The sequence below is a fragment of the Pseudomonas sp. GNP012 genome, assembly GCF_054343835.1.
In genome coordinates this window covers 5,757,989-5,774,560 of record NZ_JBTGUU010000001.1, presented here as the reverse complement: position 1 = coordinate 5,774,560, position 16,572 = coordinate 5,757,989, and the positions used below count along the sequence as shown (strand labels likewise).

The following is a 16,572-nucleotide window of genomic DNA, read 5'->3' as shown; positions in this document are numbered from 1 at the left end:
GGTAGTCCCGAAAAAAACTGACAAGTAAGTTATAAACAAATGACAGGGGTGTTGATATGGCTAGCTTGATAAACGGACTTGGTGGTGCGGCGGGTTTCGGGGAGAACCAGCTGACTCGAAACGATGACAGCTACACCTCCTACATTGATATCAGCACTGTTTTCGGGGCGGCCGGACTCAACTTCTTCGGCACCAACTACACCGACATTTCCGTCAACAACAACGGAAACATCACATTTGGCGGCGGTCTTTCCACCTATACCCCCTACGGCATGCAAGATTCCAGCAGGCCGATGATTGCTCCCTTTTTTGCCGACGTCGATACACGTGGTGGAACGGTCAGTGCCACGCCGGGCGGTACATCGACTGGCAGCAACCTGGTTTATTACGACTTCAATTCCGCAGGCAATGGCACGCTGACCGTTACCTGGGATGACGTCGGTTACTACAACAGCAAGGTAGATAAGCTCAATGCCTTCCAACTCCAGCTTGTTGGAAAGGGCAACGGCAACTTCGATGTCATCTTCAGATATGAAACCGTCAACTGGACGACCGGTAGCGCCAGTGGCGGCACCGATGGCCTGGGAGGAACCGTTGCCCGTGCCGGTTACTCGACTGGCGACGGCTCCTCCTGGTATGAACTGCCGCAATCGGGAAATGAATCCGCCATTCTCGGGCTGGAAACCACTCCAGGTAACACAGGGGTAGCCGGTTATTACAAGTTCAGCATCGTCAGCGGCACATCCGGCAATGACAACATGCAAGGCACTGCCGGGAATGACTCTCTCTATGGCTCAGCGGGCAATGACGTCATCAATGGTTATGCCGGAAATGACGTGCTCTACGGCGCAGCGGGCAGCGACAGGCTCTTGGGCGGACTGGGAGACGACACCTATATCGTGGATGCGCTGGATACGCTTGTGGAACTGGCCAACCAGGGTATCGACGTTGTTCAGTCAGAAATCAGCTATACGCTCGGTGACAACCTGGAGAACCTGATTCTGACTGGCAACAGCAGTATCAACGGCACAGGTAACGCACTGAACAACACCTTTGTCGGCAACTCATTCAACAATGTATTCAATGGTGCGGCGGGCACCGACTTTGTTTCGTATGCCTATTCCAACTATGGCGTCAGCGTCGACCTGTCCAACACCGGCTCGCAATATACGTCCCAAGGCTACGATACTTTCGTGTCTATCGAGGGTGTCATCGGTACCGATGATTCCGACACACTAACCGGCAATGCCTTGGCCAATATCCTTTACGGCGGCGCAGACAACGACACCCTCAATGGCGGTGGCGGCAACGACTCCCTCGATGGCGGCAGTGGTGCCGACCAGATGACTGGCGGCGATGGTTCTGACGTCTATTACGTCGACAATGTCGGCGATATCGTCAGCGAGACCAATGCAGTCGCCAGCACGGGTGGTACTGATTCCGTTTATAGCTACCTCGGTACCTACACCCTGGGTAACAATATCGAGAACCTGCGCCTGCTGTCGACCAGCGCTGCCAACGGCACCGGGAACAGTCTCAACAACGTCATCGACGCCGGAGCCGGCAACAACATCCTCAATGGCGGCGCCGGTATCGATACCGCGTCCTATGCCTATGCCACGGCGGCGGTAACGGCCAACCTTGGGCTGACTACCGCGCAAGCCACTGGTGGTTCCGGCTCCGACACCCTGCTGAACTTCGAAAACCTCACGGGCAGCAACTATCACGACAAGCTGACCGGTAACGCGGCCGCCAACACGCTCAGCGGCGGCCTGGGCGGCGACCAACTCAATGGCGCCGCCGGTGCCGACCGCATGATCGGCGGCGATGGCTCCGATCTCTACTACGTCGACAATGCGGGCGATATCGTCAGTGAAACCAATGCTGTCACCGCCACCGGTGGCATCGATACCGTTTATAGCTCCATCAGTGCCTACACCCTGACTGACAATGTCGAGAACCTGCGCCTGCTGGCGACCGGCGTTGCCAACGGCACCGGTAACAGCCTCAACAACGTCATCGACGCCGGGGCCGGCAACAACGTCCTCAATGGTGGCGCCGGCATCGATACCGCGTCCTATGCCTACGCCACGGCGGCGGTCACAGCCAACCTGGGGCTGACCACTGCGCAAGCCACCGGTGGTTCCGGTTCAGACACCCTGTTGAACTTCGAAAACCTCACGGGCAGCAACTATCACGACAAGCTGACCGGTAACGCGCTTGCCAACACACTCAACGGCGGCCTGGGCAGCGACCAACTCAACGGCGCCGCCGGTGCCGACCGCATGATCGGCGGCGATGGCGCCGACCTCTACTACGTCGACAATGCCGGCGATATCGTCAGTGAAACCAATGCTGTTGCGAGCACCGGTGGCATCGATACCGTTTACAGCCTCATCAGTGCCTACACCCTGACTGACAATGTCGAGAACCTGCGCCTGCTGTCGACCGGCGCTGCCAACGGCACCGGTAACAGCCTCAACAACGTCATCGATGCCGGAGCCGGCAACAACGTCCTCAATGGTGGCGCCGGCATCGATACCGCGTCCTATGCCTACGCCACGGCGGCGGTCACGGCCAACCTGGCGCTGACCACTGCGCAAGCCACCGGTGGTTCCGGTTCCGACACCCTGTTGAACTTCGAAAACCTCACGGGCAGCGCCTATCACGACAAGCTCACCGGCAATGCGCTTGCCAACACCCTCACTGGCGGCGCCGGCAACGACACGCTCACCGGTGGAGCCGGCAACGACCTGTTGATCGGCGGAGCGGGCCTGGACAAGCTTTATGGTGGCACCGGGGCCGACAAGTTCGACTTCAATGCCTTGAGTGAAATGGGCCTGGGCGCCGCCCTGCGCGATGTCATTGGTGACTTCAAGACCAGCGAAGGCGACAAGATCGACCTGTCGACCCTGGACGCCAACGTGGCGACGGCGGCCAACGATGCATTCAGCTTCATCGGCTCCAGCGCGTTCAGCAGCAATGCCACGGCGCAGGTACGGTTCGCCGGCGGCATTCTTTATGGCAGCACCGACGCCGACACCGCCGCGGAGTTCGAAATTCAGTTGCTGGGTGTGAGCAACTTGCAAACTGCCGACCTGATTGCCTGATCGTACTGACATGACAAAAGGCTGCCTCGGGCAGCCTTTTGTTTTTCTCGCGGCTGCAGGGTCGGACCAAAGCCATCTGGCCCAATTCTGCTCCCTCCCTGAAACCCGGCACACCTCCCGTGCGAGGCGACGACCGGGCAAGCGCAATGGCAAATGGCTACTTACAATGAATGCCATTACCTGTGCGGCCAAGAAGTTGAAGGTTGCTAATAGGATGCCCGGCGTTTTCACCCCGCCAGTCATCGTTGACAACAAATTGACGCGGCTGCGTGGCTTCCACTCGCCGCACTGAATCAAGGAAATCAGACATGGCCGTGATAACAGGCACAACAAGCAACGATGATCTATTGGGGACAGGTGAGCCCGACAGCATTACTGGCCTGGCGGGAGATGACATTCTCAACGGTGGTGCAGGCCTGGACACGCTGGACGGCGGCAGCGGGAATGACACTTACATTCTCGACAAGATCCCCGAGCTGAAGTCTGACTTTACCACTGTCTCCGGGATTTCCGGCTTCACGAGCCCCACCTATGCCATGTTCAACCACTGGCCTGGAACCGATCAGCTGCAAATCGACGCTATCTACTTTTCCGAGTCATCCGCACTGTATTGGGGCCAAGGCAGCTACTACACCGCTAACGGCAGCTTTGTCACCCAGTGGTTTTCCTTTGCATCCGTGGGGGGATTAGCCTCCGAACAGGGCATCGGTGAAAGCTTTTTCTACAACTACTACGTAGATCAAATAGTGCAGGACAGTGGCGGTACCGATCTGGTCAAGTCCAGCCTGGACAGCTATACCCTGGGCAGCACCCTGGAAAACCTGGAATTGACAGGCAGCGAAAATATCAGTGGCTTTGGTAACAACCTGAATAATCTACTCACCGGTAACAGCGGCGCCAATACCCTGGCGGGCTACGGTGGCGACGATATTCTGGATGGAGGTACGGGTGCCGACTTGATGCAGGGCGGCGACGGGGCCGACACCTATTACGTCGACAATCTCGGCGATGTGGTCAGCGAAACCAGTACGGGAGGCGTCGACCTGGTCGTCAGTTCCCTCGCCAACTACACGCTCGGCGCGAATATCGAGAATGGCCGCATTCTCTCGACCGGGAGCTCCAATCTGGCCGGCAACGCTCTCAACAACATACTCTACGCAGGTAGCGGTGGAAATTTTCTCGACGGTGGCGCAGGCGTCGATACCGCTTCATACCACTATGGGGGCGCTGTCACCATCGACCTGAGCATCCGCGGACCACAAGTCACAGTCGGCTCCAGCGTGGACACCCTGGAAAGCATCGAGTCGGTGATCGGAAGTCAGTTTAACGACATCCTGATAGGTAATGCGGATGCGAATACCCTGGACGGCAATGTCGGCTTCGATCTTGTCGTGGGAGAAGGCGGCGACGATACCCTGATGGCCGAAGGGGGGTATTCGGCGGCGATGACCTGGTCGAGTGCCGGGCATACGTTCGATGAGTTTGGCAATCCGATTGGCGGCTTCGATGCCTGGTACTACCAAGGCGAAACCCTCGACGGTGGCACTGGCCGCGATAGCGTCAGTTATGCCAACGCCCAATCCGGTGTGGTTGTGAACCTGACCAGTGACCTTGGGTATGCGACAGGTGCCATTGCTGTGCTCGACAGCCAGGCAAACGTTCTGGTCACTAGCAGCGGGAATTTCATTTTTTCCGTGACAGAAGCCATCTCCGACTTTGCCGACCATCTGTTCAGTATCGAGAACATCGTCGGCAGCAGGTTCGGCGATTTTCTGACCGGCGATAGTACGGCCAATTTCCTCAACGGCGGGGCGGGTGCGGACACCCTGGTCGGCGGGCTCGGCGACGACACCTACTACGTAGACAATATTGGCGATGTCGTTACCGAAACCAATGCCACGGTCAGCACCGGCGGCAGCGACACGGTCTACAGCTTTCTCAGCGCCTACACCCTCGGCGCCAATGTCGAGAAGGGTCGCCTCCTTTCGACCGGGGTCGCCAACCTTACGGGCAACAGCCTCAACAACACCCTCTACGCCGGGGTCGGCAACAACGTCCTCGATGGCAGTACCGGTATCGACTCGGCCTCCTACCTCTATGCCACCAGCGCCGTCACCGTCAGCCTGGCCGTGACCACCGCACAGACTACCGGCGGCTCAGGCGCCGACACCTTGATCGCCATCGAAAACCTCACGGGGTCCAATTACAACGACACGCTCACGGGTAACGCTGCCGCCAACCTGCTGAGCGGTGGCGCCGGTAACGATACGCTCAACGGTGGGGCGGGCAATGACGTTTTCGATGGTGGCACAGGCCTCGACCGGATGACGGGGGGCGATGGCTCTGACGCCTACCATGTCGACAACGCGGGCGATGTCGTCATTGAAACCAATGCGACGGCCAGCACCGGCGGCAGCGACACGATCTACAGCTACCTCAGTGCCTACACCCTCGGCGCCAATGTCGAGAACGGTAGCATTCTCGCCACCGGGGTCGCCGCCCTGACGGGCAACAGCCTCAACAACACCCTCTATGCCGGGGCCGGCAATAACGTCCTAAATGGCGGCATCGGGACCGATACCTTGTCCTATGCCTTTGCCACTGCTGCAGTCACGGTCAACCTGGGGCTGACCACCGCGCAAGCCACCGGTGGTTCTGGCACAGACACCCTGTTGAATTTCGAGAACCTCACCGGCTCGAACTACAACGACAAGCTCACGGGCAACGCCGCCGCCAACACGCTCAACGGTGGCGTCGGTAACGATACGCTCGACGGTATGGCGGGCAATGACGTTTTGGAGGGCGGCGCAGGCCTCGACCGGATGACGGGCGGTGATGGGGCTGACATCTACTACGTTGACAACACCGGTGACGTCGTCATTGAAACCAATGCGACGGCCAGCATTGGCGGCAGCGACACGGTCTTCAGCTCGCTCAGCGCCTACACCCTCGGCGCCAATGTCGAGAGTGGTCGCCTCCTCGCCACCGGAGTCGCCAGCCTGACGGGCAACAGTCTCAACAACACCCTCTATGCCGGGGCCGGCAACAACGTGCTCAACGGCAGCACCGGCGTCGACACGGCCTCCTACGTCTATGCCGACAGCGCCGTCAACGCCAGCCTGGCCGTGACCACAGCCCAGGCCACCGGTGGCTCAGGCGCCGACACCCTGGTCGCCATCGAAAACCTCACCGGCTCCAACTACAACGACAGGCTCACGGGCAACGCCGCCGCCAACACGCTCAACGGTGGGGGCGGGAGCGACATCCTGATCGGCGGTACGGGCAAGGATGTCCTCACCGGCGGCGCCGGCAACGACATCTTCGATTTCAATGCCCTCACTGAAACGGGGCTGACCAGCGCCACCTGGGACATCATCAGCGACTTCACCCGGGGCGCCGACAAGATTGATCTGTTGACGCTCGATGCCAACACGGCGACGGCCACCAATGAAGCTTTTCATACGGTCATCGGCAGTACCGCTTCCTTCAGTGCGGCCGGGCAATTGAAATTTGCAGGGGGCGTGCTCTACGGCAACACCGATGCCGACAGCGCCGCCGAGTTCGCCATCCAGATCACCGGCATCAGTACTCTGACGACCTCGGACTTCATCGTCTGACCAAAGGAGGGGGGCATCGCAGAGGCATGCCCCTCGACTTGACCACCTGGTGAAGAGGTTCAAAGAACAAGTCCAGGCAACCCTCGCACGGAGCTTTGACCCATGGCAACGCCCACTACCCTGTACGAGTTCTATACCGGTATCGGTCTGACCCTTCCGCCCATCGATACCCGGGCTCAGCTGTACGAGTCATTCGGCCTCGGAAGCAGTGCGAGCTATGTGGGCACAGCCAGCCAGAACGACGCCTTGCTTGGTGTTCTGGTCGAGTACACCAGCCCCCACGGTGCGCTGGATGCACTGGCGCAGTTCAAAGACGCCTTGAGCAGCCTGACCATCGGCGACCTTCTGGCCAATCTGGACCCTGCGGAGCTCGCCAGCGTCCTCGCCATGGGCACCATCCCCGCTGAAGCGGTTGACGAAGGTATTGCCCTGTTAAGCCAGTTCAGTCCGGCCATCAGCGTTTATGACGCGCTGGTGCAATTGATCGAGACCAATTCGATAACCAATGCCAGCAACCCGCAATTTCATGTGCCTGACGATCTTCAGTGGCAACAACCACCCGGCAGCCTGGACTCCGACGTTAATTTCAAGTCCCCTGCATACAGTTTCGACAGCGTAACCAAAGAGTGGAAAGTTACAGACTTGCTACCCGGTGACTTGGCGAACATCCCCATCGAGGATATAAAATTTTATACCGGTGTCGGTCTATCAGCACTGCTGGACGGCGCCACCAGCGAAATGGCCAATATCATTGTCGATAAGATCATCAAACCCAATATCCCTACAGGCGTCTTTAACGCCCTGAGCCAGCTCCACACGCAAGTCCAGAATTCCACTTCGCTAAAGGACCTGATGAAAAGTTGGGTCACGGACACACTTGTCAATCTGAACCAAGGCATGGATGCCGTTGGCGGGAACGGCAGCTGGGATGACAACCAGGTCACCAACAGAACCTCTACCTTATTGAAAGACCTGCAAACCACTCTGATCACAAACCTGGGTGACAAGGTCGGTAGCGTCGGCGAGGCCATCGGGAAGGCACGCATTATTCTCGAGCACAGCGACCTGACCTTCGTCGTCCAAAGCAAAGACACCGCTGCATCCTTCACTGCACCAATCGGGCATCGCATAGCCGTTCTCGGCGCCTCAAGCGGGGACACGCTGACCGGGGGCACAGGTAACGACGTGCTGATTGGTCAGGGAGGTGCGGATAACTTCTCAGGAATGGCCGGCAATGATCTCCTCTCGGGCTTCGCCGGAAATGATGTTTTGTCCGGAGGTGCCGGCAACGATACGCTCAAGGGCGGCACGGGCAATGACGTATTGAATGGCGGCTCAGGCCTCGACAGGATGACGGGCGGCGATGGTTCCGACCTCTACTACGTCGACAACATCGGCGATGTCGTGATTGAAACCAATGCCACGGCCAGCACCGGCGGCAGCGACACGGTCTACAGTTTTCTCAGCGCCTACACCCTCGGTGCCAATGTCGAGAAAGGTCGCATCCTCAACACCGGGGTTGCCACCCTGACGGGCAACAGTCTCAATAACACCCTCTATTCCGGGGCCGGCAACAACGTCCTCAATGGCAGTACCGGCATCGACTCGGCCTCCTACCTCTATGCCACCAGCGCCGTCACCGTCAGCCTGGCCGTGACCACCGCCCAGGCCACCGTCGGCTCAGGCGCCGACACCCTGATCGCCCTCGAAAACCTCACCGGCTCCAACTACAACGACACGCTCACGGGTAATGCCGCCGCCAACCTGCTGACCGGTGGTGCCGGTAACGATACGCTCGCCGGGGGTGCGGGCAATGACGTTTTCAATGGTGGCACAGGCCTGGACCGCATGACCGGCGGTGATGGTTCTGACGCCTACCACGTCGACAACGCGGGCGATGTCGTGATTGAAACCAATACGACGGCCAGCTCCGGCGGCAGCGACACGGTCTACAGCTACCTCAGCGCCTACACGCTTGGCGTCAATGTCGAGAACGGTAGCATCCTCGCCACAGGGGTCGCCGCCCTGACGGGCAACGGCCTCAACAACACCCTCTATGCCGGGGTCGGCAACAACGTCCTCAATGGCGGTACCGGCGTCGACACCGCCTCCTACGCCTTTGCTGGTAGCGCCGTCACCGTCAGCCTGGCCGTGACCACGGCCCAGGCCACCGGCGGATCAGGCTCCGATACCCTGATCGCCATCGAAAACCTTACCGGCTCGAACTACAACGACAAGCTCACGGGCAACGCCGCCGCCAACCTGCTCAACGGCGGCGCCGGCAATGACGTTTTGAATGGCGGCACAGGCGCCGACAGGATGACGGGTGGCGATGGTTCCGACCTCTACTACGTCGACAACACGGGCGACGTCGTTACCGAAACCAATGCCACGACCAGCACCGGTGGCAGCGACACGGTCTACAGTTTTCTCAGCGCCTGCACCCTCGGCGCCAATGTCGAATACGGTCGGGTCCTCGCCACCGGGATCGCCGCCCTGACAGGTAACAGCCTCAACAACACGCTCTATGCCGGGGCCGGCAACAACGTGCTCAATGGCAGCACTGGCGTCGACACGACCTCCTACCTCTATGCCAACAGCGCCGTCACCGCCAACCTGGCCGTGACCACGGCCCAGATCACCGGCGGATCAGGCGCCGACACCCTGATCGCCATCGAAAACCTCACGGGTTCCAACTACAACGACAAACTCACGGGCAACACCGCCGCCAACTTGCTCAACGGCGGCGCTGGTAATGACACATTGCTCGCTGGAAGCGGGAACGACCTCCTGATCGGCGGTATGGGCAAGGATGTGCTCACCGGTGGCGTCGGCAACGACATCTTCGATTTCAATGCCCTCGCTGAAACGGGGCTGACCAGTGCCACCTGGGACATCATCAGCGACTTCACCCGGGGAGCCGACAAGATTGACCTGTCGACGCTGGATGCCAACACGGCGACGGCCACCAATGAAGCCTTTCACTCGGTCATCGGCAGTACCGCAGCCTTCAGTGCGGCCGGGCAGTTGAAAGTTTCAGCGGGCGTGCTTTATGGCAACACCGATGCGGACAGCGCCGCCGAGTTCGCCATCCAGATAGTTGGCATCAGCAACGTGACGACAGCGGATTTCATACTTTAATCCCTGGCGCTTTCCGGTTCTCTTGCGGAGTGTTCTGGCCTCCCCTGGCTGGGGATTGACCTTGCGAAAAGAAAACCCTGAGTTGCAGGACTCAGGGCTTGGAGCTTCCCGTTAACTCGCATCATTCCAGTGGAAAACCAGGTTACGAGCTGCACCACTGCCAACATCGGCAACGTCCTGCCGGGTTTCGCCGTTGCGCGTCGCAATGACCGTGTATTTACCGGCCGGCAGCTTCACGTAAACCAACGGACCGGCGTCATTGAGTGTCAGCACGGTTTGCCCGGGGGCTTTCTGAATAACTACGTTCACGCCAGGAATGTATTTATTTTCCGTCCCGACAGAGAACGTCATGTGCAGGTTGTAGCCGGTGCTCTGCTGGATGGCCCTGGACTCATCCTCGCCGATACCGCCGGACAGGTAGGCGATGCCGTTTTGCTCCTGGCGCTGCACCTGTACGCCAGTGCTGTCGATTGGATCAAGGCTGGCGGCGGGCGACATCAATGGAAACATCAGCACGCCGACGGCGGTGAGAGGCAACAGGAGTGAATGGAGGTACTTCATGATGACGACTCCCGGGTTCTGCAGAACCCAATCGTTACATTCTTTGGATTTCCAGTCGCAGGGCGGGGTTTTAGATTGATTTGGCCTGAGTACGAAACGTACTACGCCATTTGCTCCTCAGCCCTCGCCTGCCCTCCGACACGTCCTGCCGGCGAACCCGGGATTTCCTGCCTGTTTTTCAGTCACTCCTGGCAGCTTCGAAGGGTGCTCACTTGTCATTCTCTTTCGCTATCCAATCTGCTGCGGAAGACCTCATGACGGCCCTCACACCCAACGACACTCACGACCCCTATCTGGCTTCACTGCTTGGGAACCTTGGCAAATCGATCCATCAGGCACGTCAGAAGGTGCTTCGGGCGGTCGATACCGTTCAGGTGCAAACCTGTTGGCAGATTGGTCGACATATCGTCGAGTTCGAGCAGGAAGGCGCTCGGCGGGTGAAGTATGGCAAAGAGTTGCTGTCGACTCTGGCCAAAGAGCTAACTGCGGAATTCGGAAAGGGATTTGACGCTTCCAACCTTCGGTATATGCGCCTGTTCTATCAAGCCTTTCCAATTCGTGACGCACTGCGTCACGAATTGAGCTGGACCCACTACCGCCACCTGCTTCGGGTCGACAACGACAGCGCCCGCCTCTGGTACATGAACGAATCAGCCACACAAAACTGGTCGAGCCGCGCCCTGGAACGCCAGATCAATACGCTGTACTACGAACGCCTGCTGGCGAGCCGAGATCGCGGCAGTGTCAAGCAGGAGGCCGCCACCAACATTCAAAACATGAAGGCCAGCCCTCGGGATTTCATCCGTGATCCGGTGGTACTGGAGTTTCTGGGCCTACCCAATGCCGGCAAGCTTCAGGAAAGCGAGATCGAACAGGCGTTGATCGAACAGCTGCGAGGCTTCTTGCTGGAACTGGGCAAGGGCTTCGCGTTCATAGCCCGCCAGCAACGCATCAGTACCGACAGCAAAGACTTCTACATCGATCTGGTGTTCTACAACTACTTGCTCAAATGCTTCGTCATCTTCGATATCAAGCGCGGTGAACTGACCCATCAGGATGTGGGGCAGATGGACATGTACGTGCGCATGTACGACGACCTGAAGCGCGGCGTGGAAGACGGCCCCACTGTCGGCATCATTCTCTGTGCGCAAAAGGATGAATCCGTGGTGCGTTATTCGGTGCTTGAAGGAAACGAACAGCTGCTCGCCAGCAAGTACAAGCTTGTCCTGCCGAGCGAAGAGGAACTCCGTAACGAACTGGATCGGGAACTGGCAGCACTTGAAGAGCGACTGCTCGATCAACCACTGCCTTGAGGCCAATGGATTGTTCATCAACGGCATCAAGACTATCGTTGGCAGCTACCCGCAAAGGTCCGACGCCGATGAATTTGCAGGAAACGCCTTCACTCGTCTCAACTCAGATCGAGTTGCCGTTGCAACGCGTTGCGTCCGGCGAACCGTTCAAGGAAACCGCTGCAGACGGCTTTGTCCTCGGTGGTTTCACCTGGCGACACCCGTTCCGGGATGCCGCTCGTCCGGTCGTGATCATCAACGCCGCCACCTCGGTCCGTTGTCGTCATTACTCGCGCTTCGCCGACTATCTGTTCGATCACGGCTTCGACGTCATCACCTATGACTACCGCGGCATCGGCGAGTCGCGGCCGGCATCGCTCAAAGGTCTGAAGGCTTCATGGACCGATTGGGGAGCACTGGACTTCGAGGCGATGCTCAAGCGCGCACAGCGTGAGTTCCCCGGGCAGCCTATCGATGTGGTCGGCCACAGCTTTGGCGGCTGCGCAGCGGGACTGGGGGCGTCCGGGCACCTGATCCGGCGTCTGGTGACGGTCGGAGCGCAATTCGCCTACTGGCGCGACTATGCGCCCGCCCATCGCTGGCGGATGTTTGGCAAGTGGCATGTGCTGATGCCACTGCTGACGATGATCTACGGCTACTTCCCGGGCAAACGCCTCGGATGGCTGGAGGACACACCCGCCGGCGTGGTCCGAGACTGGAGCCTGTCCACTGCCCGCTACGAAACACGCTCCAGCGGCCGCGCGATCAGCACAACAAGCGGGCAACTGCCCTTTGCCGACGTCACCGCGCAAACCCTGGCCATCAGCCTCAGCGATGATCCTTACGGCACGGTCCCGGCCATCGAACGCCTGCTCAGATACTTCACCGGCAGCACAAACGTTCACCTGCGTATCCATCCCGAAGACATCGGCGAAGAAGAAGTCGGACATTTCGCCTTTTTTCGCAGCCCATACCAAGCCACACTATGGCCCATTGCATTGGCCTGGCTGCAAAACGGCGAACTGGCCCCCGATACCCCCGGGCGGCGAGTGCCACGCGGCTAGGGGGCGCTCTCAATTAGCTTTCACGCCGCGCCGGGAAGCTAATTGAGAACGCCCCCTAGGCCTCTTGCCCTTTCAACGAATACGGAACGACGCCCATGGCCTCCGCCAACAAGCAACACAAACGCGCCTCCCGCGCCAAGGCCAAGGCCAAGCAGAACCGCACCCAGCGGGCCGCCGCGCCGGTCGAACTGGACCCGAACGACGATCGCATCGATTTCGAATCGGTGGATCTGACCGAACTGTTCAAGAAAATGATCGACGCCGAAAAGATCAGCCAGCAAGCCATGTGCACGGCCTTCCTCGAAGACCCGTTGCTGGAACTGGTGTACGAGCAGGAAGGCGAAGAAGGCGCGATGGACTTCATCCTCGCCGCGCTGATCGAATATCGCCAATGGTCGGCTGAAACAGACGAAGCTGGCGCCCTGGCGTGGATCGAATCCCCGGCCTTCCAGGCCGACTATGTGGCGGCGTCCGACGCCATTGCCGCGCAAACCCAACAGAAACCGAACTGAGTTCCCATGGCCTCCCTGAACAAGCAACAGAAACGCGCCAAGCGTGCAAAAGCCAAAGCCAAGCAGATCAATATCCACGGCAGGAAACCCGCTGCACTGGACGATGATGAACTCGGCCACCTCGCCGAGCCGATCCCGGAATACACCCTGGCGATGTTCAGCAAAATGCGCGACGCCGAAGCCGTCAGCCGCAGCGAAATGCTCTCGGTCCTGCTGACGAACCTCGCCTTTATCATCGTCGACCACCCAGAACTGCTGGACATGGAAAACGCCGACGACGAAGGCATGGCCGCCACCCACCTGGCCGCCGACATGCTGATCGACTACCGCATGTGGGCCGACGGCATGGACCGCGATGCCGCCCAGGCATGGCTGAGCGAACCACAGTTCATTACTGACTTCGGCACTGCGCTGGACGCCTACCGCGAGTCGCAGGAAATGCCGGCAGAAAAAGCCGAGTAAGGGTTACGGCGCAAACAAAAACGGCCGCGTGTCATCACTGACAGCGGCCGTTTTGCATTACGCAATATGGATCAGTTCAGCACCACCGCGCCGCGCTTTTCCAGTTTGCGACGGCGAGCTACTAGCAAGCCGGCCGCTACTACCAGGGCACTGAGCAAGCCGGTCGCGAGGATTTCCACACGATGGGCATCCTGGAACAGCATGATGGTCAGGGCCGCAACGATGAAGACGATCACCGCGTAGGTCAGGCCCGGGAAAAGCCACATGCTGAAGACGATTTTCTCACCACGAGCCATACGCTGCTTGCGCATGCGCAGTTGCGAAATCGCGATCACCAGGTACACCAGCAATGCGATGGCGCCGGAGCTTGCCAGCAGGAATTCGAACACGGCAGCCGGGGCCACGTAGTTGGCGAATGTTGCCAGGAACGCAGCACCAGTGGACAACATCACCGCCCAGTAAGGCGTGCCACTTTTGTTGGTGCGCGTGGACATGGCCGGTGCATCACCGCGCTTGCCCAGGGAGAACAGCATCCGCGACGAGGTGTAGAGCGCCGAGTTCAGGCAGCTGGTCACAGCAACCAGCACCACGATGTCGACAATCATCTTGGCGTTCGGGATGCCCATGCGCTCAAGCACGGTCTGGTAGGAGCCCAGGCTTGCCAGTACCGGGTCGTTCCAAGGCACCAGGGCCACAACGATGAAGATCGACACGAGGTAGAACAAGCCGATCCGCCAGATCACCGAGTTGGTAGCCTTGGAGATTTGCTTGCCAGGGTTTTTCGATTCCGCGGCCGCGATGGTCACGATCTCGGTGCCCATGAAGGAAAACATGGTGGTCAGGATCGCGCCCAGTACCGCGCCCATGCCGTTTGGCAGGAAGCCCTGGGTGTCGAACAAGTGCGAAACGCCGCTGACCTGGCTGTTCGGCAGGAAGCCGAAGATCGCCGCTACGCCGAGAATGATGAAACCAATGATGGCCAGGACTTTGATCAGGGCAAACCAGAACTCGAATTCACCATAATTCTTCACGCTGAACAGGTTGGTCACCGTCAACAGCATCGTGATGACCAAGGCGAAGGCCCAGATGTCCACGCCAGGGAACCAGGCATGCAGGATGGTCGCGGCAGCGTTGGCTTCCAACGGGATCACCAGAACCCAGAACCACCAGTACAACCAGCCGATGGTGAAACCGGCCCAGTGACCGATCGCGCGGTCGGCGTATGTCGAAAACGAACCGGTGTCCGGCGAGGCAACGGCCATTTCGCCGAGCATGCGCATCACCAGCACCACCAACATGCCGGCGGCGGCGTAAGCCAACAGAACAGCCGGACCTGCAGCGGCGATGGCGTGCCCCGAGCCGACGAACAAGCCGGCGCCGATAACCCCGGCAATCGACAGCATGGTCACATGGCGCGGTTTGAGCCCCTGTTCGAGGCCATTAGAGCTTTGGGTACTGCTCATTAAAACTACCTTTGTAAGGAGAAGCGAATGCGTGCATCCCGTTCGGCGGACCTTCTCGTAAAAAGAAGCCAACAGGGCGTTCTGGATTCTGCACGCAATAATTGCGCCAAAATGTTTCATATCCCTCTAGCCCGGCGATCTCACTTCGACCGGACGGTCATCGCAACCCATTGAATTCAATGGCACTTTGCCAGAGCGTTACCCTGCGACCCACTTTGCGGGGCAAATCTGCGCACCGGAAACACACCTGAAAATGGCCCTGCGCACATTAAAAGTGCACAACCGCTGCATTTGGCCGGATAGCGCTTCCAACACCCCGTCAAAGCTGGCAACATCGCGCCTTTTTTTGCGACAGCCACCGCGCTTTTTATCGACAGGCAAGGTTCAAACGGCTGTTCGGTTGTTGATGGGGCGACAGTCTGCTGCGCCGATGCGACAACCTGCCACACGCCAGCCGTTTACTGCCCGTAGCGCTGTTGGCTGCCATTGAAACGCTATGCTAGGTTGGCCGCCTCGCCAGGAAGGCCGCCAAGAGCAGGAGCGCAACATATATGAGGAACGCACATGGCTGAGGCCACGCCCGCGCTTGAAATCCGCAACTTGCACAAACGCTACGGTTCGCTGGAGGTGCTCAAAGGCATCTCGCTGACCGCCCGCGACGGCGATGTGATCTCGATCCTGGGTTCCTCCGGCTCCGGCAAGTCCACGTTCCTGCGCTGCATCAACCTGCTGGAAAACCCGCACCAGGGCCAGATCCTGGTGGCCGGCGAAGAACTCAAGCTCAAGGCTGCGAAGAACGGCGAGCTGGTGGCCGCCGACGGCAAGCAGATCAATCGCCTGCGCAGCGAAATCGGTTTTGTATTTCAAAACTTTAACCTGTGGCCGCACATGAGCGTGCTCGACAACATCATCGAAGCCCCGCGCCGCGTGCTCGGCCAGAGCAAGGCCGAAGCCATCGAAGTCGCCGAAGCCCTGCTGGCCAAGGTCGGCATCGCCGACAAGCGCCACGCCTACCCGGCGCAACTGTCCGGCGGCCAGCAGCAACGCGCGGCCATCGCCCGCACCCTGGCCATGCAGCCCAAGGTCATCCTGTTCGACGAGCCCACCTCCGCGCTTGACCCGGAAATGGTCCAGGAAGTACTTAATGTCATCCGCGCGCTGGCCGAAGAAGGCCGCACCATGCTGCTCGTGACCCACGAAATGGGCTTCGCCCGTCAGGTCTCCAGCGAAGTGGTGTTCCTCCACCAGGGCCTGGTAGAAGAGCAAGGATCGCCACAGCAGGTGTTCGAAAACCCGCTTTCGGCGCGCTGCAAACAATTCATGTCCAGCAACCGCTAACGGAGCTATCCA

At 59.3% G+C, this 16,572-nt stretch carries 10 protein-coding genes and 1 pseudogene; 9 read left to right on the top strand and 2 right to left on the bottom strand.

Annotated features, from left to right (window positions below; genetic code table 11):
* Positions 1 to 56: 56 nt before the first annotated feature.
* From ACXX83_RS26145 to ACXX83_RS26130, 4 genes and pseudogenes are all read left to right on the top strand, one after another.
* Positions 57 to 1,598, top strand: a pseudogene (locus ACXX83_RS26145) (nidogen-like domain-containing protein); the annotation flags it as partial.
* Positions 1,572 to 3,110, top strand: a complete 1,539-nt coding sequence (locus ACXX83_RS26140; protein WP_458550231.1) for a calcium-binding protein — start codon at positions 1,572 to 1,574, stop codon at positions 3,108 to 3,110. The pseudogene ACXX83_RS26145 and the gene ACXX83_RS26140, both read left to right, overlap by 27 nt.
* Before the next feature lie 308 nt (positions 3,111 to 3,418).
* Positions 3,419 to 6,727, top strand: coding sequence for a beta strand repeat-containing protein (locus ACXX83_RS26135; protein ID WP_458549992.1), 3,309 nt, complete (start codon positions 3,419 to 3,421; stop codon positions 6,725 to 6,727).
* Positions 6,728 to 6,829: 102 nt separating this feature from the next.
* Positions 6,830 to 9,868, top strand: coding sequence for a beta strand repeat-containing protein (locus ACXX83_RS26130; protein ID WP_458549991.1), 3,039 nt, complete (start codon positions 6,830 to 6,832; stop codon positions 9,866 to 9,868).
* Positions 9,869 to 9,979: 111 nt separating this feature from the next.
* On the opposite strand, the gene ACXX83_RS26125 is transcribed toward ACXX83_RS26130, so the two are convergent.
* A complete protein-coding gene (locus tag ACXX83_RS26125; RefSeq protein ID WP_458549990.1) occupies positions 9,980 to 10,429 on the bottom strand; it encodes a carboxypeptidase regulatory-like domain-containing protein in 450 nt (149 codons plus the stop codon).
* A 254-nt stretch (positions 10,430 to 10,683) separates the two neighbouring features.
* Between ACXX83_RS26125 and ACXX83_RS26120 the strand changes: the two genes are divergently transcribed.
* The 4 genes from ACXX83_RS26120 to ACXX83_RS26105 all read left to right on the top strand — a co-directional run bounded on the left by ACXX83_RS26120 (position 10,684) and on the right by ACXX83_RS26105 (position 13,759).
* Positions 10,684 to 11,742, top strand: a complete 1,059-nt coding sequence (locus ACXX83_RS26120) for a PDDEXK nuclease domain-containing protein (protein WP_458549989.1) — start codon at positions 10,684 to 10,686, stop codon at positions 11,740 to 11,742.
* A gap of 68 nt (positions 11,743 to 11,810) precedes the next feature.
* Positions 11,811 to 12,785, top strand: a complete 975-nt coding sequence (locus ACXX83_RS26115) for an alpha/beta hydrolase family protein (RefSeq protein ID WP_458549988.1) — start codon at positions 11,811 to 11,813, stop codon at positions 12,783 to 12,785.
* Positions 12,786 to 12,880: 95 nt separating this feature from the next.
* A complete protein-coding gene (locus tag ACXX83_RS26110) occupies positions 12,881 to 13,297 on the top strand; it encodes a hypothetical protein (protein WP_007972780.1) in 417 nt (138 codons plus the stop codon).
* A gap of 6 nt (positions 13,298 to 13,303) precedes the next feature.
* Positions 13,304 to 13,759, top strand: a complete 456-nt coding sequence (locus ACXX83_RS26105; protein WP_015093065.1) for a hypothetical protein — start codon at positions 13,304 to 13,306, stop codon at positions 13,757 to 13,759.
* A gap of 71 nt (positions 13,760 to 13,830) precedes the next feature.
* On the opposite strand, the gene gabP is transcribed toward ACXX83_RS26105, so the two are convergent.
* Positions 13,831 to 15,222, bottom strand: a complete 1,392-nt coding sequence (gene gabP, locus ACXX83_RS26100) for a GABA permease (protein ID WP_015093062.1) — start codon at positions 15,220 to 15,222, stop codon at positions 13,831 to 13,833.
* A gap of 564 nt (positions 15,223 to 15,786) precedes the next feature.
* Between gabP and ACXX83_RS26095 the strand changes: the two genes are divergently transcribed.
* On the top strand, positions 15,787 to 16,560 hold the full coding sequence (locus tag ACXX83_RS26095) for an ABC transporter ATP-binding protein (protein WP_007972784.1): 774 nt from the start codon (positions 15,787 to 15,789) through the stop codon (positions 16,558 to 16,560).
* Positions 16,561 to 16,572: the final 12 nt, after the last annotated feature.